25 protein-coding genes are annotated in these 19,255 nt (G+C 33.9%); 1 reads left to right on the forward strand and 24 read right to left on the reverse strand.

All coding sequences use genetic code 11. The annotated features are described in order from the left end of the window. Position 1 precedes the first annotated feature (1 nt). The 22 genes from ahrC to MHI02_RS11935 form a co-directional block, all read right to left on the reverse strand. Complete coding sequence (ahrC, locus tag MHI02_RS11830) at positions 2 to 451, reverse strand: transcriptional regulator AhrC/ArgR (RefSeq protein WP_216883517.1); 450 nt, start codon at positions 449 to 451, stop codon at positions 2 to 4. A 32-nt stretch (positions 452 to 483) separates the two neighbouring features. Further along, positions 484 to 1,296, reverse strand: a complete 813-nt coding sequence (locus tag MHI02_RS11835; RefSeq protein ID WP_216883518.1) for a TlyA family RNA methyltransferase — start codon at positions 1,294 to 1,296, stop codon at positions 484 to 486. Between the two features lie 12 nt (positions 1,297 to 1,308). After that, positions 1,309 to 1,890 carry a hypothetical protein gene (locus MHI02_RS11840; RefSeq protein WP_145523218.1) on the reverse strand — a complete coding sequence of 194 codons (582 nt, stop codon included), beginning with the start codon at positions 1,888 to 1,890 and terminating at the stop codon, positions 1,309 to 1,311. A gap of 683 nt (positions 1,891 to 2,573) precedes the next feature. Beyond that, positions 2,574 to 3,458, reverse strand: a complete 885-nt coding sequence (locus MHI02_RS11845; RefSeq protein WP_047183863.1) for a polyprenyl synthetase family protein — start codon at positions 3,456 to 3,458, stop codon at positions 2,574 to 2,576. 2 nt (positions 3,459 to 3,460) lie between these two features. Beyond that, complete coding sequence (locus MHI02_RS11850) at positions 3,461 to 3,691, reverse strand: exodeoxyribonuclease VII small subunit (protein WP_047183862.1); 231 nt, start codon at positions 3,689 to 3,691, stop codon at positions 3,461 to 3,463. Next, a complete protein-coding gene (gene xseA, locus MHI02_RS11855) occupies positions 3,684 to 5,033 on the reverse strand; it encodes an exodeoxyribonuclease VII large subunit (protein WP_204798787.1) in 1,350 nt (449 codons plus the stop codon). Before xseA ends, MHI02_RS11850 begins: the two co-directional genes overlap by 8 nt. Continuing rightward, positions 5,030 to 5,884 (reverse strand): bifunctional methylenetetrahydrofolate dehydrogenase/methenyltetrahydrofolate cyclohydrolase FolD, encoded by an 855-nt coding sequence (gene folD / locus MHI02_RS11860; RefSeq protein WP_216883519.1) that lies wholly within the window; start codon positions 5,882 to 5,884, stop codon positions 5,030 to 5,032. The genes xseA and folD overlap by 4 nt, the downstream gene beginning before the upstream one ends. A gap of 18 nt (positions 5,885 to 5,902) precedes the next feature. Then, on the reverse strand, positions 5,903 to 6,283 hold the full coding sequence (nusB, locus tag MHI02_RS11865) for a transcription antitermination factor NusB (RefSeq protein WP_216883520.1): 381 nt from the start codon (positions 6,281 to 6,283) through the stop codon (positions 5,903 to 5,905). 118 nt (positions 6,284 to 6,401) lie between these two features. Further along, positions 6,402 to 6,794 carry an Asp23/Gls24 family envelope stress response protein gene (locus tag MHI02_RS11870; RefSeq protein ID WP_216883521.1) on the reverse strand — a complete coding sequence of 131 codons (393 nt, stop codon included), beginning with the start codon at positions 6,792 to 6,794 and terminating at the stop codon, positions 6,402 to 6,404. A gap of 33 nt (positions 6,795 to 6,827) precedes the next feature. Next, positions 6,828 to 8,186 carry an acetyl-CoA carboxylase biotin carboxylase subunit gene (gene accC, locus MHI02_RS11875; protein ID WP_216883522.1) on the reverse strand — a complete coding sequence of 453 codons (1,359 nt, stop codon included), beginning with the start codon at positions 8,184 to 8,186 and terminating at the stop codon, positions 6,828 to 6,830. 13 nt (positions 8,187 to 8,199) lie between these two features. After that, entirely contained in the window at positions 8,200 to 8,712 is a 513-nt protein-coding gene (accB, locus tag MHI02_RS11880; protein ID WP_047183856.1) for an acetyl-CoA carboxylase biotin carboxyl carrier protein, read from the reverse strand. Between the two features lie 302 nt (positions 8,713 to 9,014). Next, on the reverse strand, positions 9,015 to 9,683 hold the full coding sequence (locus tag MHI02_RS11885) for a SpoIIIAH-like family protein (protein WP_341165930.1): 669 nt from the start codon (positions 9,681 to 9,683) through the stop codon (positions 9,015 to 9,017). Between the two features lie 14 nt (positions 9,684 to 9,697). Next, entirely contained in the window at positions 9,698 to 10,336 is a 639-nt protein-coding gene (spoIIIAG, locus tag MHI02_RS11890; protein ID WP_047183855.1) for a stage III sporulation protein AG, read from the reverse strand. Continuing rightward, positions 10,333 to 10,956: a stage III sporulation protein AF gene (gene spoIIIAF, locus MHI02_RS11895; RefSeq protein WP_047183854.1), complete on the reverse strand. Its 624-nt coding sequence runs from the start codon at positions 10,954 to 10,956 to the stop codon at positions 10,333 to 10,335. The genes spoIIIAG and spoIIIAF overlap by 4 nt, the downstream gene beginning before the upstream one ends. An 11-nt stretch (positions 10,957 to 10,967) precedes the next feature. Then, positions 10,968 to 12,149, reverse strand: coding sequence for a stage III sporulation protein AE (gene spoIIIAE / locus MHI02_RS11900; RefSeq protein WP_052771613.1), 1,182 nt, complete (start codon positions 12,147 to 12,149; stop codon positions 10,968 to 10,970). A 123-nt stretch (positions 12,150 to 12,272) separates the two neighbouring features. Further along, positions 12,273 to 12,665: a stage III sporulation protein AD gene (gene spoIIIAD, locus MHI02_RS11905; RefSeq protein WP_047183853.1), complete on the reverse strand. Its 393-nt coding sequence runs from the start codon at positions 12,663 to 12,665 to the stop codon at positions 12,273 to 12,275. Between the two features lie 12 nt (positions 12,666 to 12,677). Further along, positions 12,678 to 12,878 carry a stage III sporulation protein AC gene (gene spoIIIAC, locus MHI02_RS11910; RefSeq protein WP_047183852.1) on the reverse strand — a complete coding sequence of 67 codons (201 nt, stop codon included), beginning with the start codon at positions 12,876 to 12,878 and terminating at the stop codon, positions 12,678 to 12,680. A gap of 17 nt (positions 12,879 to 12,895) precedes the next feature. Then, on the reverse strand, positions 12,896 to 13,408 hold the full coding sequence (gene spoIIIAB, locus MHI02_RS11915; protein WP_047183851.1) for a stage III sporulation protein SpoIIIAB: 513 nt from the start codon (positions 13,406 to 13,408) through the stop codon (positions 12,896 to 12,898). Continuing rightward, positions 13,405 to 14,331, reverse strand: a complete 927-nt coding sequence (spoIIIAA, locus tag MHI02_RS11920) for a stage III sporulation protein AA (protein ID WP_047183850.1) — start codon at positions 14,329 to 14,331, stop codon at positions 13,405 to 13,407. The genes spoIIIAB and spoIIIAA overlap by 4 nt, the downstream gene beginning before the upstream one ends. A gap of 329 nt (positions 14,332 to 14,660) precedes the next feature. Continuing rightward, complete coding sequence (gene efp / locus MHI02_RS11925) at positions 14,661 to 15,224, reverse strand: elongation factor P (protein WP_047183849.1); 564 nt, start codon at positions 15,222 to 15,224, stop codon at positions 14,661 to 14,663. Between the two features lie 23 nt (positions 15,225 to 15,247). Beyond that, positions 15,248 to 16,309, reverse strand: coding sequence for a M24 family metallopeptidase (locus MHI02_RS11930; protein WP_047183848.1), 1,062 nt, complete (start codon positions 16,307 to 16,309; stop codon positions 15,248 to 15,250). 129 nt (positions 16,310 to 16,438) lie between these two features. Beyond that, a complete protein-coding gene (locus MHI02_RS11935) occupies positions 16,439 to 16,933 on the reverse strand; it encodes a YqhR family membrane protein (protein ID WP_047183847.1) in 495 nt (164 codons plus the stop codon). 444 nt (positions 16,934 to 17,377) lie between these two features. Between MHI02_RS11935 and MHI02_RS11940 the strand changes: the two genes are divergently transcribed. Continuing rightward, positions 17,378 to 17,764, forward strand: coding sequence for an SA1362 family protein (locus MHI02_RS11940; protein WP_060668136.1), 387 nt, complete (start codon positions 17,378 to 17,380; stop codon positions 17,762 to 17,764). Positions 17,765 to 17,780: 16 nt separating this feature from the next. On the opposite strand, the gene MHI02_RS11945 is transcribed toward MHI02_RS11940, so the two are convergent. Further along, complete coding sequence (locus MHI02_RS11945; RefSeq protein ID WP_047183845.1) at positions 17,781 to 18,674, reverse strand: patatin-like phospholipase family protein; 894 nt, start codon at positions 18,672 to 18,674, stop codon at positions 17,781 to 17,783. Positions 18,675 to 18,792: 118 nt separating this feature from the next. Next, entirely contained in the window at positions 18,793 to 19,209 is a 417-nt protein-coding gene (mntR, locus tag MHI02_RS11950) for a transcriptional regulator MntR (protein ID WP_047183844.1), read from the reverse strand. Positions 19,210 to 19,255: the final 46 nt, after the last annotated feature.

Genomic DNA, 19,255 nt, shown 5'->3' on the forward strand with positions numbered 1-19,255 from the left:
TTTAAAGCATATTAATTAATCGATTTTTAATTTCCTCAGACTCTGCTTCTGTCCTACAAATAATTAAACATGTATCGTCTCCACAAATGGTACCCATTATTTCGTCCCAATCCAAATTATCAACTAAAACACCAATGGAGTGGGCGTTTCCTGGCAATGTTTTTAATACAATAAAATGACTTGCAGAATCAATTTTAACGAAAACATCAATAATCATTCTTTTTAATTTTTCAAGTGGGTTATACCTTTGATCTGCAGGAAGGCTGTAGGCGTATCTCCCGTTACTTGTTGGGACTTTCACGAGTTGCAATTCCTTGATATCTCTAGAAACTGTAGCCTGAGTCACATTAAAATCTAGAGCTTTTAACCGATCAACTAAATCATCTTGTGTCTCAATTTCATTCTCTGTTATTAATTCTCGAATTTTTAAATGCCGTTGAATTTTACTCATTAACTACTTCTCCTTATTTCATGAAAATACCATTACTTTTTATATAGTGCTATATGGGCTTCTTCCACAATTTCTTCAATATTAAGAGAGGATATCTGAGAATTATTTTTCTTCCAACCTAGATGAGCGAGAAATTCGATATTCCCTTCTCCACCTGTAATTGGAGAAAAAGTTACATTCATTAATTCGTAGCCTTCATTTTGGGCAAATTCCGTAATGTTCTTGATCACCTCATAATGAACGGATTTATCACGAACAATTCCTTTTGCACCAACCTGCTCTCTTTTGGCCTCAAACTGAGGTTTAATTAAGGCAACGACATTACTGTTTTCTTCTAATAACCCTTTAAGTACTGGAAGTATTTGTCTAAGTGAAATAAATGACACATCAATGGATGCTAAGTTAGGCTTTCCTTTATCTAGCATTTCTGACGTAACGTAACGAAAATTTGTCCTCTCCATTACAACCACACGTTTATCATTTCTAATTTTCCAGTCTAATTGGTTATATCCAACATCTATTGCATAACTTAATAATGCGCCATTTTGTAAAGCACAATCCGTAAAACCGCCAGTTGAAGATCCGATATCAATTAAAATCTTTCCTTCAGCTGAAATTTGGAAATAAGTTAAAGCCTTTTCTAATTTCAATCCACCACGACTAACATATGGAATTTGTTTTTCTTTAATAAATAAGGGAACATCTTCTTTTATCAGCATACCGGGTTTATCGAGACGGTTTGGACCAGAAAAAACTAAACCAGCCATAATGATACGTTTAGCCTTATCCGTGCTTTCCACTAATTGCTTTTCCACTAATAATTCGTCGAGTCTTTTTTTACCCATTCGTACACCCTTTTATCTTTTATTTTTTGGCAATACTTTTATTTTTAATTTATTTTCAATAAAAAATATAATTTTTCCAACTATAAATATAATTTGTGTTGAACCGTTTATTGCCACTGTTTTTCCTAGAGCTTTTCCTCCAACGGTTACGGCAGCAACTAAGCTAGTTAATAAAGTTGACAAAGCTAATTGGCTAGGTGAACCGTCTGTTTGATTCAGCAAGGAAGCGATTTGTAACACTACTATTGCTGACGCAGTACCACTAACAATTCCCGAAATATCACCAATCACATCATTACAAAAGCTTGCAAATCGATCTGCATTTCTTACTAAATAAACAGCTTCTTTAGAACCGGGCACCTTCTCTGCAGCCATTGCATGAAACGGTCGTTCATCAGCAGCTGTTGCAGCTATACCAAACATATCAAAAATGACACCAATAAGAATAATGATCAAAACGATAAATATACCAGTGAACCATGCAACTTCGCTGAGAATAGACGAAGATACAACGGAAAAAATTGCCGCTAACACAAAAGTGATAACGGCAATAGTCAAACTAAATTTAATTGAACGTTTTATTTGTGATTTCATTTCTTTCCCCTAATTAAAATATATGTAGCTGGAATGGTCTCTTAAAAGGTTAAGACTACGGCTTAGGTCCAGTAGGTTTTCCCAAGCAGATACCTCACGTCACCGTGAAAAGGCGGTTCCCCTTTAAATCCACCTTAGCCTTGTCACCAAAAACTAGACTGGATTACCACTTAGTCCGCACTATAATCCCTTCTAAAAGTCATTCGAACAGTCTAGGAGATTTCCTCTAACAGTCTTTGACCTATCCCTAGTCTCTTTTGCAGTACTGATTTCATAGACATTCGTATTAAACCTAGTGGCCACCTAGCTTTAATACGGATTAACCTAATCCCCTCAGTACCACTCAAGACAGGCTACGCTGCACATTAGGTATTTATAACCGTGTATTGCAGGTTCATACCCCATTCCATCATCATAACTAGGCTTAGTTATCACAACAGAGATGGGCCTCCGCGGAAATCGGGTCAACGCCCACATGCCTTTGTGGATCGCCCAAAATCCTTAACTCCCAGCACCGACCCAAGGCTGGGCGCCTCAAGCCGACACAAGGAACTTCATCGATGTGCCCTTTGGCGAATTTTTAGGCCCGCCTTCAGAACAGGAGGACTGACTAGAATACTGCACCATCCCAATTATATTTTATATTATAACAGGAAAGTATCTTTTTTTCTATATTGATTATCTTAGTGATCACGATTGCTAAAGTAATCAGTTAACTCTTTTAATACTGAACTTTTAGCTTCTGCTTTTTCTAGTTCCTGGTATGCTTTTTCAACATACTCATTCTTTTTATCCATTGCACCATCCAAACCAAGTAATTTTGGATAAGTACTTTTATCATTACCTTCATCACTACCCACAGGCTTGCCAAGTTTTTCTTGATCACCGGTTACATCTAGTATGTCATCTTGAACTTGAAAAATTAATCCCAAATAATAAGCAAAATGTTTTAAATGTTGTAATTGAGTTTGTGACGCACCACCAAGAAATGCGCCAGCATACATCGCAAACTCCAATAACTTTCCAGTTTTTAATGCATGAATATTTTCCAATTCTTCCACAGTTACTTGACGCGTCTCCGCTTCCATATCTAAGAATTGTCCCGCAACCATTCCTTTTGGGCCACTTGTAGCTGAAAGCATTTTAATTATTTCTACTTTCTGATTATCATTTAATAAAGAATCCCCGGCAATTAATTCAAAACTATAGGTTAACAAGGCATCTCCAGCTAAAATTGCTGTAGCCTCATCAAATACCTTATGGTTCGTAGGTTTTCCTCTACGATAGTCATCATCATCCATTGCTGGTAAATCATCGTGTATGAGTGAATAAGTATGTATCATTTCTAATGCAATACATGAACTTATCGCATAATTAAAATCATCAGCAAAAGATTCAAAACTAGCTATTAATAAAATCGGTCTTAATCTTTTTCCGCCTGCTTCCACCGAATATAACATAGATTGTTTTAGCTGTTCGGGGATTGAAAGGTTTTCTATATGATGAACCAATTTTTTATCTACTATCTTTCTGTATCGATTAATATAGTCATTTATTTTTTCTGACACGCTTATTCTTCCTCCTGTACTTCAAACAGTTCGAATTCCCCTTGTTCATTCATAATTTGTGTCATTTTCTCCTGGACATTATTTAATTTATCATTACAAATTTTAGAAAGGTTCATTCCTTCCTGATAATAGGTGATTGCTTTTTCTAAAGGAACATCACCCTCTTCTAGCTTTTGTACAATTTGTTCTAATTTACTCATCGCTTCTTCAAAAGTAAGTTCTTCTTTACTCATTTATATCCTCCTCTAATTGGAGTACCTGACAATTAATCCTTCCATCACTTAATCGAACTTGGATTTTTTTATCTTTTTGTACTTGTTTAATCGTCTTTATTAATGCTCCATTTTCTGTATAAGGCAAGGCAAAACCCCTTTTCATAATTTGTAAAGGGTTTAATAATGTCAATTTTTCAACTGTATTGGTCCATTTATTTGTTTTATTTTCAAAATTCCTTACCATATAATCATTTTGAAGCCTTACATATTCTAATAATTTTTTCTTCGTTTGCTCTATCTGTTTTTTAGGATGTTGAACTTCCAGTCGTCTGATTACATGATGAAGTTCTTGTTTTTTATTTTCCTGTTTTCTAATCATTGCCCTTTGTAGTCTTTCCATTAACGCATCTAAATCCTGATCTTTTTGTTTGATTAATTGTTCCGGATAACGAAAGGCATATGACTTAATTAATCGATTTAAATGATTTTTATGATTTAAGATTTCTTTAGACAATTCTCTATTCAGAGCCTGCTTTAACATCAAAAGCTTTTCTTTTAAATCTGCCACTGATTGTACAGCAATTTCTGCAGCACCAGTGGGGGTAGGAGCCCTTAAATCAGCAACAAAATCACTTATTGTGACATCGGTCTCGTGTCCCACAGCAGAGATAATTGGAATCTTAGAACGATAGATAGCCTCTGCAACTATCTCCTCATTAAAACTCCACAATTCCTCAATAGAACCTCCACCTCTACCAACTATTAACGTATCAAAGCCACCAATTTCATTAGCTTTTTCAATAGCAAGTTTGATAGAGTAAGGAGAATTTGGACCTTGTACTAATACAGGTATAACCGTTATTTTTACTATGGGATATCTTCTTCTTAACGTTGTAATAATATCCCTGATTGCAGCACCAGTTGGAGAGGTAATCACCCCGATGTGTTCTGGGTAAAGAGGAATATTTTTCTTAATGGAAGGATCAAAATATCCCTTCTTTTGAAGTTTCTCCTTTAATTGTTCGAACGCTAAATATAATGATCCAATTCCATCCGGCTCCATTTGATTTATATATAGCTGATATTGTCCATAAGCTTCATATACGCTTATTTCGCCTTTTATTAATACATTCATTCCATTTTCTGGTTTAAATTTTAAAAAACGATTATTTCCGGCAAACATTACTGCCTGTATTTTTGTTTGGCTATCCTTTATCGTCATATACATATGCCCACGGGAGTGTTGTTTAAAATTAGAAATTTCACCTTTTATTAAAATTTGCTTTAGATGAGGATCTGTATCCATTTTTCGCTTAATATACTTTGTTACAGCAGTAACTGTTAAATATTTGTCAATCAACGATTTTCCAATCCTTTAGCCGCTTTAACTGTATTTTTTAACAGCATCGCAATAGTCATGGGTCCTACTCCCTTAGGAACAGGTGTAATGTAAGAGGCTTTTTCTACAGCACTGTTAAAATCCACATCGCCAGTTAGTTTACCTGTTTCTAAACGGTTAATTCCTACATCAATAACAACTGCGCCTTCTTTGATATCATCAGCTGTAATGGCGTTTGGTCTTCCAATTGCTACGATTAAAATATCCGCTTTAGATGTTAATTCCCTTAAATTTGCTGTGCGTGAGTGACAATATGTAACAGTTGCATTTTCGTTTAACAGTAATTGTCCTACAGGCTTACCTACAATATTACTTCTTCCGATGATTACTGCATGTTTACCTTCTATATTGATATTTCTTGATTTTAACATCGTAATAATTCCATACGGAGTACACGGTAGAAAAGTATCCTCACCAAGCATCATCTTTCCAACATTAATTGGATGGAATCCGTCGACATCTTTATTAGGATTTATCGTATCAATCACTTTTTGTTCACTAATATGTTTAGGTAGAGGCAATTGTACTAAAATTCCATTTACCACACTGTCTTCATTTAATTTATGTATTTGATCCAATAACTCTTCTTCTGAAGTAGTTGCTGGTAATTCAATAACTGAGGAAGAAATCCCAACTTCCGCTGCTGCTTTTTCTTTTCCTTTCACATAAGATCTAGATGCAGGATTATCTCCAACTAATACTACCGTTAAATGCGGATTAATTCCTTTTTGTTTCAATTCTGTAACTTCATCTTTCAAACTCATTCTAAGTTCTTGCGCTAAATCTTTACCGTTAATAATTTCTGCTACCATAGTGTATGCTTCCCCTTTTTAAGATATAATTTTGGATAATACAGCATTCACAAATTTCCCCGACTTTTCATCACCAAATTTATTTGCCAATTCGATTGCCTCATTTATAGAAACACTATTTGGGATATCATCAAGAAATTTAATTTCAAAAGTCGCTATACGCAAAATACTTCGCTCAACAGATGCAATACGGTTTAACGTCCATTTTTCTAAGTGATCGGAAATAATGGAATCAATTTCTTGTTGATGATCAGTTACTCCGTGAACAAGTGATTCAAGGAATAAATCTTTTTCATTATTATCTACGACCGACCCAATCGCTGCTTCTATTTCCATCTCATTTAAATCCATTTGGAACAAGATTTGAAATGCTTTTATCCTTGCTGTATGTCGATTCATCAGCTTAACTCCTTTACTTTCATCTCTACAAATAATAACACGATAATCTATCCAAAGCTAGAATTCTGTAGAAAGCGACAATATTAAAACAAAAAATGAAGGTCAATGGACCTTCATTTTAATCTTGCTCATTATCTTCATTTCCATCCATGTTTATACCAACAACATGAACATTTATTTCATCCAATTCTAAAGATGTCATGTATTTTAATGATTCACGTATATTTGTTTGAATTTTTTGGGCTACCTTTGGAATGGAAACTCCAAAATTCAAAATAACATACAGGTCAATAGAAATTCCATTCTCCGTTAGTTCGACCTTTACACCTTTACTATGGGTTCTTTTACCTAAACGCTCAACAACACCTGAAGCAAAGTTTCCCCTCATTGCAAACAATTCATCTACTTCTGTAGCAGCAATCCCTGCAATGACTTCTATTACTTCTGGAGCAATCTCAATCTTCCCTAATGTTGAATCCTCATTAACATGTAATAATGGCTGTTCACTCATGATATCACTCCTAATTCGTATGTAAATACGACCCTATTTTTCTTTTTGAAGAATCGGGTTTTCTTCTAAGAAATTAGTATTGAAATCTCCCTTAACAAAGACCTCATTTTCCATAATTAAACTATGGAACGGAATGGTAGTATGAATACCTTCAACAACAAATTCATCTAATGCACGCTTCATACGTTTAATTGCTTCTTCACGTGTTGGGGCATACGCAATTAATTTCGCAATCATTGAATCATAGTAAGGTGGAATTTGGTATCCTGTATATGCTGCTGAGTCCACTCGAACACCTAAACCACCTGGTGCCAAATACATATTGATGTTACCAGCTGATGGCATAAAGTTTCTAAATGGATCCTCGGCATTTATTCTACATTCAATAGCATGTCCATTTAACTTAATATCCTCTTGTGAAATACTAAGTTTCTCGTTATCTGCTACTTTGATTTGTTCTTTAATCAAATCTACTCCGGTTACCATTTCAGTTACGGGATGTTCTACTTGTATTCTTGTATTCATTTCCATAAAGTAGAACTCATTCGATTTTCTATCAAAAATGTATTCAATGGTTCCAGCACCAACGTAGTTTACTGCTTTGGCAGCTTTCACTGATGCTTCACCCATTTTTTGTCTGATTTCGGGGGTAAGTGCTGGTGATGGACTTTCTTCCACCAATTTTTGAAGCCTACGTTGGATAGAACAGTCCCTCTCCCCTAAATGCACGACATTACCATGTTTATCAGCCAATACTTGTATTTCTATATGCCTGAAATCTTCAATAAACTTTTCTAAATAAACTCCAGGGTTACCAAAAGCTCGTTCTGCTTCTTTTTGGGTTACCCGAATACCTTTTATTAAATCTTCTTCAGATCTTGCAACACGGATTCCTTTTCCACCGCCACCGGCTGTTGCTTTTATAATTACAGGAAACCCAATTTTATTAGCAATTTCTAATGCTTCTTCTTCACTTTCTATTATGCCGTCAGAACCAGGTACGATTGGTACATTTGCTTTCTTCATTGTATCTCTGGCGATATCTTTTATACCCATTTTTTGGATGGCTTCTGCTGAAGGACCAATAAATTCAATGTTGCAATCTGCACAAATCTCGGCAAAGTCCGCATTTTCTGCTAAAAATCCATATCCCGGATGAACGGCATCCACTTCTGTAAGAGTAGCAACACTCATAATATTTGTAAAGTTAAGGTAGCTGTCCTTACTTAATTTCGGACCTATGCAATATGCTTCATCAGCTAACTGTACATGTAATGCTTCTTTATCCGCTTCTGAATATACAGCAACTGTTTTGATCCCTAATTCTTTACATGCACGGATTATCCGAACTGCAATTTCTCCCCTATTCGCAATTAGCAGTTTTTTTATCAATTATTCCAACCCCTTACTTTGTCTTCACTTTAAATAATGGTTGTCCATATTCTACCAGTTCACCATTTTCTACTAGTACTTCCACTATTTCTCCATCGACCTCTGCTTCAATCTCATTAAATAACTTCATTGCCTCAACAATACATACAATTGTATCTTTCTGAACAGTACTTCCTTTAGAGACATAAGCATCACTATCCGGGGAAGAAGAGGCATAGAATGTACCTACCATTGGTGATACAATTTCATAATTAGCATCTGAAGATGAATCTACTTGTGGCTCTTCTTTATCTTGAACAGCTTCAACCTTTGCTGGTTCTTCCTTAACAGTAGTTACTTTTGGTTCTTCGTTTAACACTGTTACTGTTTCTTTAGGAGCCTCTGCAACAATATGTTGTTCTCCAACCAACCCATTTCCGGATTTTTTCATTGTTACACTTGTACCGTCATTTTCATACGTAAATTCACTTATGTCAGACTTATCAATAAGCTTTATTAATTCTCTAATTTCTTGTATTTTTAACATGTATAGCACCCCTTTGGAAAAAAATTTACTATTAGGTCTTAGAGCTTCCTTATCATTTTACTATTACTTTATAAAATACATCAAGGATTAAACCTTTCTTTAAAATAAATAATATTCTAAATTATTATATCAATCTTCTTTCATAAACTCTACAATTATACCCAACGAATTAGAAAACGTGGCAACCACCAAGTCGTTAGGTGGATGCCAGGGTTGTACTTATGCAGTCAAGATAGATTATTATACCTTCTCACCTACCAAAAAATCAGATGCCTTGTCTAAAGAGCATCTGATTTCTATGTTTATTCTTTATCTGATTGTTCAGTTGATTCCTTAGATGTCTCTTTAGTTGAACTCTCCGTTGACTCCTTAGTTGATTCTTTTGATGTTTCTTCAGTTGACTCCTTTGATAATTCTTGATCTGATGGTTGAGTAATAACATCTACAGGAATTTCACCGAACTCATCATAAACCATTCTCATAATATGATTTGCTTCTGTTCCAGATAGTTTTTCGTCCGCTTGAACATGAACATGTACTTTATCATTTTCGGAACGTACTAAAACATCTTGATACTCTTCAGAAGCTAAAATGGTCTCTTCTAAAATTTTCTCTTTTTTCGAAGTGTTTTCTAACTGATCGATTTCCCTTAATGCTTCATCTTTCTCCTCTACACTTGCAGAACCTGATGCAACAACATCTTCAAGTCTTGATTTAGACATACTTCTTTCGTCTTGCAATTCCATGCGAATGTTAGTAAAAAGTTCATTGCTATCTATGTTCGTCATTTCATCTACTTCTGTACCTTCGCCTTGAGCGGTTGTTACATCCTCTGTAGCCTGTTCAGCGGATTCTTTCCCATTATCAATATATGCCAAATCATCGTTATTCGGTGAAATTAAATAATACACACTTAAAACAATCATTAAACTTAACATCGTTAATAACCAAACTGTTTGTTTTTTTAACATTATTCTTCCTCCCCTTAATTCGTTTTCGGCATTACTGAAACCTTATGTGTTGGCACATCAAGTACTCTTGAAACTGCTTCAACAATCCATTTTTTTACAGTCGCATGATCAGCCCCCTTTGCCACTACAAATACTCCACTTACTTCTGGTTTTTCTGTCTTAACTAGTAAAGGAACTTCTCTATCTCCCTGACGAACGAATACAATCTGGGTTTCTTCTGTCTGATCTTCAACTTTCCTTAACCCACCATTTTTATCTGTCTCATCCGTAGTTTGTTGCCCTTTGATTATATTTTTTTCAAAAACTTGGACATTTGAAGAGGCTAGATTAACCATAACTTCTGCATCAGAAACACCTTTTATTTTATTAAGCATTTCTTCTAAATCCTCTTTAAAGCTTTTTTCTAATTCTTGAACATCAGAAGTTCGATCATTACCTTCCGAATTGGATACCTCTACATTTTTTTGCTGAGGCTGTTGTCCTATCGATTTATCCATTTCTGTTTCTTCACTTGATGTTGTCAAAATATTGTTTAAAAATATAAGAAGTATACCAATCAAACCTAGAATAATAATATATCCTAATTTATTTGATACTTTTTTACTTCCATCTCCACTCTTTGGCTGGAAAAATTTCTCGAAGAATTTTTTCAAGATGCGCCTCCCTCCCAGTAGATTGTTATCTCTTTGTCAGTAAGTTCCCAAACCTTTTTTAATAATTGTTTAATTTCCTCATCATGCCTGTCCATGTCTTTTTTCTCTACTACATGATCTGTATTAATTACAACATTTTCAACTGTGTTCTGTTCTCCCTCCTCTTCCACTAAATCTTTTACATAAACAATGACTTCTTCAAGATCCTCGTAAGAATAACTATCATTAGAATTAAATTTAAATTCAATGTTCGTTATTTCCTGTTGATACTTTTCTTTCATAGGATCCTCAGCAATTTCTATTAGTTGGACAGCCATTTGTTCTAAAATATATGCATCTTGTGTGGATTGTATCTCTTTTTTTTGAAATTCTATTAAATTTTTTACAGATTCACTATCTTCACCAACATCATTAACTTGTTGAAATGACTTATTTAATGCGGTTTCCATGTCGATATTCAAAACATAAAATATTGGTTTTAATAAAATTAAAATAAGAATTAAACCGACTACTAATTTGATATACTTATTCATCGATGAGGTTGGGATTAATAAATCAATAATGGTAGCAAGAACTATAAATAATATAATTTGCGTAACCCAGTTTATTACTATATCCATCTCTACTACCCCTATCGGATTAACATAGTAAGATTGCTAGCAACAACGATAATAACGATTGCTAAAAAAAACATAATAGATATTGAAAGCAGACAAGCAAGGACAAATAGGATATAATTGCTAATCGTATTTAAAGTAGTTATGACTGGTCCATCCCCTATCGGTTGTAAAACTGCTGCAGCTATTTTATAAATAATTGCAATGGCAGCAACTTTTAAAGCAGGAAATAACACAATAAATAATACGATAATTAATCCAACGATCCCCACTGCATTTTTTAATAACAAAGAAGCACTTAAGATTGTGTCTGTTGCATCAGTAAATGTTCGACCAACTACTGGTATAAAATTACCAGTCACAAATTTTGCAGTCTTCATTGCAACACCATCTTGTATGGCACTCGCTGTTCCTTGTACGGATATAACTCCTAAAAAGATTGTTAAAAATATACCTAATACTCCCATACTGACTGTCTTAAATAAATTTGCTAAATGACTTACTTTATAATTATCACTTATGTTATTTACAATGGTGAGGATTGCCGATAAAAATAGTAAAGGTAAAATGAAAGAAGACACTAATATACTGCTAACATTGATGAGAAAAATAATAATAGGGTGAAAGAAAGATACTGAGATGATATTTCCAAATGTGGCCATTAATCCCAATATGAGAGGTAATAGCCCAATCATAAAACTACTCATCATACCTATCGCATCTTCCACGTAAGAAACAGCTACATAGAAGCTATTTAATGCTAAAAAGATTAGAACAATATATACTACAAAATATGCTATTTTACTTACAGCTGAACTTTCGAAGGCTGTGTGCATGGTCTGCAATAATATAGAAAATAAAGTAAGCAATAGCAACGTACCGAGTAGTTTACCGTTTAGAATAATTTCATAAAACAAATATTTGATTAATCCTAATAAAACTCCTTTAATCGAAAGCGAGTCTTGATTCTTGATAAATTCATATACGGTTGTTTTTTCGAGTTCTGGCACATATGTACCGTATTCTTGAACTAATTGATCCCAGTAATTTTCAACACCCTCTAAAGAGATTTCATTTAATAAAGCATTGCTAACATCCATTTGTTGCGTTTCTGCATGAACAGGTACTTGTCCAATGAAGAGAAAAATAATAGTGAATAGGCCAAATAGGGTTGCAATATAAATTTTAAATTTCATTCACTATACATTCCCCCTTCTAAACTTGGCGTTCACTAAGCTTTAGCAAATACCTTAGTATTACTAATTCATATCTTTACGGTGAGGCGATTTCTTCAGAGCCCCAGGTCTGCAAAGCAGTTTCTATACAGAAGGTAAAAAGTTCAAAATGGCTTCTACAACTGCTGTAATGATTGGAACTGCAAGTAAAATGATAAAAACCTTCCCTGCCAATTCAATGTTTTTGGCAACGGCACTTAACCCCGCTTCTTTCGTTAGATTAGCTCCGAGTTCTGCAATGTACGCTATACCGATAATTTTCAATATCGTTTCCATATACAAACCATCGATATTCGCATTTCTTCCGAGATTTTGGATTAATTCAAATATAATTAAAATCTGTTGTATTATCGCAAAAAAGATGATAATTCCAGTTATCAAAATAATAAAAAATGCGAAAGAACTATTTGTATCTTTTAAGATGAGATATAAAATACTAGCAACAACCCCGAGAAGCACAATTTGTAATATATCCATGATTACATGCTCCTAGAAAAGAAATACCGATTTGATTTGGTTAAATAAATCGGAAAGTCCATTAATCACAATAACAAGAACAATGATAAATCCTATTAACGTTGCAAACTGTGCAATTTCTTCTTTCCCCATTTGTTTTAAAATTGTATGTATTAGTGCAACAATGATTCCAATTCCTGCGATTTGAAATAAGATTTGTGCATCTGCAAACATGGATTGACTCCTTTCCGTTAAATCAGCAATAATACAATAAATAAACCAGCTAAAAATCCTAAACTTTTGGCCATTTTACTGTATTTATATTGCTCCTCTCTAGCATCTTCAAGTTCTCGTTCTAAATGGGATAGTGTTAATTGAATATGCTTTTGTTGTTGATAAAAATCATGCTGCCCTATAGTTCTTCCAAACTGGTATAAGATTTCTTTTTCATTAATAGCTAGGCTTGAATTATTGATAAGTGCATCCACTTTTTCTTTCCAGATTATATAGAAATCTATATTTTTATCTTGTAAACTCAGACCTATTTCTTCAAAAAAGAATCTTGTAGGTTCTGGAATTTGTCTCGATATATTTAAAAAGGCCTCTTTGAGTGGTAATTGACTATAAACAATTTCTGCTTCTAAAATTTGTAATGCATTTTTTAGTTGTCTTATTTGTTTTGGCCGATTAGATAATCGGTTACTCCAATCAAATCCTAACCATGTCGTTGTACTGATCAATAAAAGGGCACCAATCCAATTCATGTAATAACAAACCTCGTTTTCTGTAAAATTTCCTTTTCATTTTGGTCATAAACCTTTTTCAAAACAGATGGTTGTCCCGTTTTTTCTAAAAAGAGAAATCTTTCGAAAACCTTATGTTGAAATAGAATGTCTAGAGAAGGTCGTTTTTTTAATTCGATTAAACTTTGACCATGTATTGTACAAATAACTGTTACCCCTGTATTAATCGCTTCTATTAACGCGTTTATATCATCTGCACTACCAATTTCATCTACCACTAATACATCAGGTGACATCGAACGAATCATCATCATCATACCTTCCGCTTTCGGACATGCATCCATTACATCTGTTCTAGTCCCAAGATCAAGTTGTGGAATACCATTGATTGAAGCAGCAATTTCTGATCTTTCATCGATGACACCAACTTTTTGTGCTGGAACTTTTCCCCACCCTGATGAAATTAACCTTGTAGTATCACGAATAAGTGTTGTTTTACCGGTTTGCGGTGCACCTACAAGTAATGTGTTTAAATATTTTTCTTTAAAAATGTAAGGAATAATTGCATTAGCAACCCCAATTTTTTGCTTTGCTATTCGAATATTAAAAAAGGTGATGTATTGTAGCGCTTTTACAGAACCACCAATCGTATTGACTCTTCCGGCAATTCCTACGCGATGCCCTCCTTCAATAGTGATATATCCTTCACGTAATTCATCGGTCATACGATATAATGAAAATTCACTAAGCTGGTTTACTATATACACTCCATCGTGCTTACTTGGTTTCACATGAGTAATCCATTCTATTTGCCTATCAAAAATAAATTCAATTGGTTGAAACAATCGTATTCGAATTTCTTGAAGAAAGTCCCAGCGATTCCCAATTTTCGTCTCAATAACTTGTCTCATTTCATTTGGAAATAATCGTAAAATTTCTTCCATTTTGGACCCTCTCTTTTTTGTAGGTATATAATAAAATGTATGTTTACAACATTGAATTATGACTAATTTTCTCTATTAGCAAAAGCGCAAGCGCCCGTTTAGCGACGTACGGAGGTGAAGGAAGTCTCGCTACGGCTTTAGCGCTGGAGCTAGACGTGGCCTTCCCTATGATAAGATTTAATAAGCTAAATTTTATATTTTCATTAATCTATTAAAAAAAGCCTTAGCATCTGCTAAGACTTTTTTTGACAGGTAGTATACAGAAGACTAACCATCAGTGGGGATTTTCCTTCTATCCCACTGATGGTTAGTCGCACTTAAAAACTTTATTAATGGTTTGCTCTAGAAACATATTTTCCGTCAGAAGTATTTATAACTAGGATATCTCCTTTATTTACAAAGAATGGTACTTGAACCACTAGACCTGTTTCTACTGTTGCAGGTTTGGAACCACCACTAGCTGTATCACCTTTAATACCTGGTTCTGTTTCGATTACTTCTAACTCTACGTTATTAGGTAAGTCAACACCAAGGATTTCGCCTTCATAACTGATGACGTTCACTTCCATGTTTTCTTTTATAAATTTTAATTGAGATTCTATTTGTTCTGAAGGAATCTCTATTTGCTCATAAGTATTCGTATTCATAAAAGCATGGGTATTTCCACTTGCATAAAGATATTGCATTTTATTGTTATCAATATGTGCTGTATCTACCTTTTCCCCACCACGGAATGTTTTTTCCTGGATGTTTCCATTTCTTAAGTTACGTAATTTTGAACGTACAAAAGCTGCACCTTTACCCGGTTTAACATGTTGGAATTCGATAACTTGTAATATATCTCCATCTACTTTAATTGTTAGGCCTGTTTTAAATTCGTTTACTGAAATCATTATGTTTTCCTCCGTTTCAAATACTAAAGTTGTATTAATTCCTTAGGTGCAAACGTCAAACGTTCATTGCCGTTTTCGGTAATGACGATATCATCTTCAATTCGACACCCACCGATATTAGCGAGATAAATACCTGGCTCTATCGTTACTACCATTCCAGGCTCAAGAACTTTGTCAGACCGTTTGGATAAGGTTGGTCCTTCATGGACTTCAAGGCCAATACCGTGCCCTGTCGAATGACCGAAATATTTTCCATATCCTTTTTCTTCGATATAATTTCTAGTTAAGTCGTCTGCTTCTTTTCCAGTCATACCCGGTTTTGTTCCTTTTACACCTTCTAAGTTTGCTTCTAAAACTGTATGATAGATATCATTCAATTGGTCAGAGATTTCACCAACAGCTACTGTTCTTGTAATGTCTGAGCAGTAACCCTCATAGATGGCGCCATAATCTAATGTTACCAATTCTCCAGATTGGATTTCCTTATTTGAAGCTACCCCATGCGGAAGGGCAGAACGATAACCAGAAGCTACAATGGTGTCGAAACTTGAAGCCGTAGCACCTTGTTTTCTCATGAAAAATTCAAGTTCATTCGATATATCTATTTCTTTCACACCAGGCTTAATGTAAGCCTGTATGTGTTCAAAAGCATCATCGGCAATTTTAGCTGCTTTCTTTAATATTTCTAGTTCTTCTGGTGTTTTAATTAGACGAATTTCCTCAATGATTCCACTTACCGGTACGAGTTCCACTTCTAAGATCTTACTATATAATTCATATTCTCCAAAAGTTACATGATCTTTTTCGAATCCAAGCCTTCTTATATTCATTTCTTTTAATTGAGTTTTTAACTCTTGTTCAATTTGTGTTTTATGCTCGATAATTTGAAACTCTTTTGCTTGTTCATTCGCTTGTTCTGTGTATCTAAAATCCGTAATAAAACGAGAATCACTTTCCGAAATAATTGCAACCCCAGCCGTACCCGTGAAGCCTGTTATATATCGTCTGTTATAAGGACTGGTTACAAGTATTCCATCTAATTTATTTTGATTTAAAGCTTTTCTTAATTTGGATAACCTTTCCATGCCCCCACCCTTTCCTAATGAAAATCATCGTTCATGAGATTACTGTTAAAATTTAACTATTTTTTAGTTTATCATAAAAATATTCATTTGAATAATGCTTTCCTTATAAAAACAACTTTAAAAACTTTTCTACAATTGTTCTACTTGGGTATCGTGATAATCATAAGAAATAGAATATCCAATAAAAGTGCCATACAAGATAAATAAACATAAAGATGTTACAATAGAATTAGTATTCAATTCAACTAGTTTTGGAATATTTGTATAGATGGGTTGTAATAAATAAAATACAATACCCCATAGGATAATTCCATATACAACACTGATCCACATCGTCTTCACTTTTTTTAATAAACCATAGTAAATTATTGCCGTGACAATGGATAAAAGTCCTATTATAATAATGGAAACAAGATCACCTAACCAACTGTCAGTCCAATCCGTTTTCAACCAGGATCTTAAAACAAATGATTTAGGTGAAACTTCCACAAAATTAAAATAATATAAAAATATAGCAATCGTACTCCATAGAATACCCCCGATAAAACCGGTTAATAATGATCTACTCAATAGAGACATTGTATTCTCAGGTTTATTATGTTCTAATTGCTTATTCTCACTCATATGAATCACCTCACAAGTATTATTACCAAATACATAAAAACCAATCATATAGACCGGTATAAATAACTAGTTATGTTCTTAAGTATTTAGTAAAATGAAATTAAACAAAGTCAAGTTTCTGCATATAATATAAGAAATTAATTATTATTGTAACAACTTGATATTTTATAATGAATATTTTTAAAAAAACAGGGGAAAATTAGTAATAAAGGATGATTTGATCAAAGTTTACATATCCTAGAATTATATCAACTGTTTTCTTTCGAATGGTTCTACACTCGCTTTCCAAAATATATTAGAAAACTTGGGGTCGCCTTTAGGTGATTGCCTTAGTTGCACTTATATAAATCTTCACGGTGGGCCGAGTAATCGGAGCCCCAGACAGGAAAGATTTTTATACTTTCCTACCTGCTAATAGGTTCGAATAAAAAAGGAGGAGATTCTGTGGTTCGGAATAAATGGTCAATACTGTTTTATGTAATTATTGGGTTAGGGGTTATTGGCATAGTTTCTCAACTTTTCACACAGCCAGGTAAGTTTGTAATGAGTATTTTAACAACTATTTTCTTTGGTTTAGTTATATTTGCAGTGATTTATTTCGTTTTTCTTAGAAAGAAGGCTCCTTCTAATGAAATGAAGAAATATAAAAAAGCTGTTCGCCAATCAAAAGCAAAATACAAAAGTGACAACGTAAGAGCAACTCATGCCGCGAAATTAACTTCCAAAAAGCAACCAAATCCTATTAAGAAAAACCGAAGCAGACGTTCAGCGGGACATCTAAAAGTTATTGATGGAAACAAAACAAAAAGAAAAGACCGTGCTTCCTTTTAGAAGTTCGGTCTTTTGTCTATTTAGGCCAATGTTTTAAAAATTCATCGGTATAGGTTTTACCGATATCGAATAATTCTTGTTTTACTTTTATATCAATATGAAAATTCACTGTATCTACACCCTCTACTGGTATAAAAATAATATTATTTTTCTCTGATTTTGAAATATATCTTGCATCATGCGCCTGTTTCATCGTAGCGAATAGAGCTGTAAACATATCAAAAGCATTACTAATTTGCCTTGGAGTATTTTCCTTTTCAACGGAACCTGTAAACTTAATTCCTAGTACTGGTCTCGTGTCCCTTTGTTCACCGTCATTAAATAACCACATTGGAAAATTACTTAATAAGCCTCCATCCACAATAATACTTTTCTTATCTGTTTTTCCTGGCATTTTCTTCGGCATAAAAAAATAAGGAAACCCAGCGCTCATCCTTACTGCTGTTGAAACCGGAAAATGCTTAGGATGTATTCCGTAAATACGTTCTAAATCATCTGGTATAATAACTAGTTTTCCTAGGGACAAGTCACTTACGACAACTTTTAAATATCCTTCCTTAATATCATTAAACGTATAGATATTTTTTTGGGCTAATGTTTGGTATAACCAATCTTCTAATTTTTTTCCTTTATTAAGACCTAATTGGAAATATAAAAACAACCATTTACTCATTGGGATATATTTGGTTAGAGCGGGGGGATCTAAAAATTTTTTTAAATCAAGCTCTTGGGTTAATTGAATGATTTCATCTATTTTGTAATCTGAGGCGATAAGGGATGCCACAATTGCTCCTGCAGATGTTCCAGCAACACGTTCTAAATCAAATTCACTTTCCTCTAAGCTTTTTAATACGCCAGCAAATGCAAAAGCTTTAACTCCACCACCAGAAAAAACAGCATCAATTTTCATCCGTTCGCTCCTTATGCTTGTTTTCTAATACATAGAAAGGACGCATAAAACTTTATGCTACTTTTATTCTTAATCAAGAGCAAAAACTTTTAGAACCATATCTACAATTTTCTTTATTTTATTCCGTTTCATTTTGCACTTTTCTAAGTTCGTTCACTCTTACATCGTTTGACTTAAAATAACGGACTAAGTCACCAATACGATCAATGGAATTCCAACTTAAATGATGTTCAATACCTTCAACATCGTTATAAATATTTTCTTTGTCTACTCCAATTATTTCAAGAAAATCTTCTAGTAGTTCATGTCGATATACTAGACGCTCACCAATTTTTTTTCCTTTTGGGGTAAGTACAAACCCACGATACTTTTCGTAATCTAAATAGTTATCTTTGTCTAATTTCTGTACCATTTTTGTAACAGATGAAGGGTGAACAGATAATTTCTCTGCAATATCAGAAACACGAACAAAACCTTTCTTTTCCATTAGATTATAAATAATTTCTATGTAATCTTCCATACTAGGAGTTGGCATGCTATTCCCTCGCTTTTTTTAAGTTCAGGCAAAATTGTTTACTGTA

The organism is Oceanobacillus sp. FSL K6-0118, from assembly GCF_038006665.1.
GTDB lineage: Bacteria > Bacillota > Bacilli > Bacillales > Amphibacillaceae > Oceanobacillus > Oceanobacillus caeni.

Excerpts from the sequence above, each read along its gene's own strand:
- ahrC (WP_216883517.1), bottom strand. The coding sequence starts at position 451 with ATGAGTAAAATTCAACGGCATTTAAAAATTCGAGAATTAATAACAGAG.
- MHI02_RS11835 (WP_216883518.1), bottom strand. The coding sequence starts at position 1,296 with ATGGGTAAAAAAAGACTCGACGAATTATTAGTGGAAAAGCAATTAGTG.
- MHI02_RS11840 (WP_145523218.1), bottom strand. The coding sequence starts at position 1,890 with ATGAAATCACAAATAAAACGTTCAATTAAATTTAGTTTGACTATTGCC.
- MHI02_RS11850 (WP_047183862.1), bottom strand. The coding sequence starts at position 3,691 with ATGAGTAAAGAAGAACTTACTTTTGAAGAAGCGATGAGTAAATTAGAA.
- folD (WP_216883519.1), bottom strand. The coding sequence starts at position 5,884 with ATGGTAGCAGAAATTATTAACGGTAAAGATTTAGCGCAAGAACTTAGA.
- nusB (WP_216883520.1), bottom strand. The coding sequence starts at position 6,283 with ATGAATCGACATACAGCAAGGATAAAAGCATTTCAAATCTTGTTCCAA.
- MHI02_RS11870 (WP_216883521.1), bottom strand. The coding sequence starts at position 6,794 with ATGAGTGAACAGCCATTATTACATGTTAATGAGGATTCAACATTAGGG.
- accB (WP_047183856.1), bottom strand. The coding sequence starts at position 8,712 with ATGTTAAAAATACAAGAAATTAGAGAATTAATAAAGCTTATTGATAAG.
- MHI02_RS11885 (WP_341165930.1), bottom strand. The coding sequence starts at position 9,683 with ATGTTAAAAAAACAAACAGTTTGGTTATTAACGATGTTAAGTTTAATG.
- spoIIIAF (WP_047183854.1), bottom strand. The coding sequence starts at position 10,956 with ATGGATATAGTAATAAACTGGGTTACGCAAATTATATTATTTATAGTT.
- spoIIIAE (WP_052771613.1), bottom strand. The coding sequence starts at position 12,149 with ATGAAATTTAAAATTTATATTGCAACCCTATTTGGCCTATTCACTATT.
- spoIIIAD (WP_047183853.1), bottom strand. The coding sequence starts at position 12,665 with ATGGATATATTACAAATTGTGCTTCTCGGGGTTGTTGCTAGTATTTTA.
- spoIIIAC (WP_047183852.1), bottom strand. The coding sequence starts at position 12,878 with ATGTTTGCAGATGCACAAATCTTATTTCAAATCGCAGGAATTGGAATC.
- spoIIIAB (WP_047183851.1), bottom strand. The coding sequence starts at position 13,408 with ATGAATTGGATTGGTGCCCTTTTATTGATCAGTACAACGACATGGTTA.
- spoIIIAA (WP_047183850.1), bottom strand. The coding sequence starts at position 14,331 with ATGGAAGAAATTTTACGATTATTTCCAAATGAAATGAGACAAGTTATT.
- efp (WP_047183849.1), bottom strand. The coding sequence starts at position 15,224 with ATGATTTCAGTAAACGAATTTAAAACAGGCCTAACAATTAAAGTAGAT.
- MHI02_RS11930 (WP_047183848.1), bottom strand. The coding sequence starts at position 16,309 with ATGGAAAGGTTATCCAAATTAAGAAAAGCTTTAAATCAAAATAAATTA.
- MHI02_RS11935 (WP_047183847.1), bottom strand. The coding sequence starts at position 16,933 with ATGAGTGAGAATAAGCAATTAGAACATAATAAACCTGAGAATACAATG.
- MHI02_RS11945 (WP_047183845.1), bottom strand. The coding sequence starts at position 18,674 with ATGAAAATTGATGCTGTTTTTTCTGGTGGTGGAGTTAAAGCTTTTGCA.
- mntR (WP_047183844.1), bottom strand. The coding sequence starts at position 19,209 with ATGCCAACTCCTAGTATGGAAGATTACATAGAAATTATTTATAATCTA.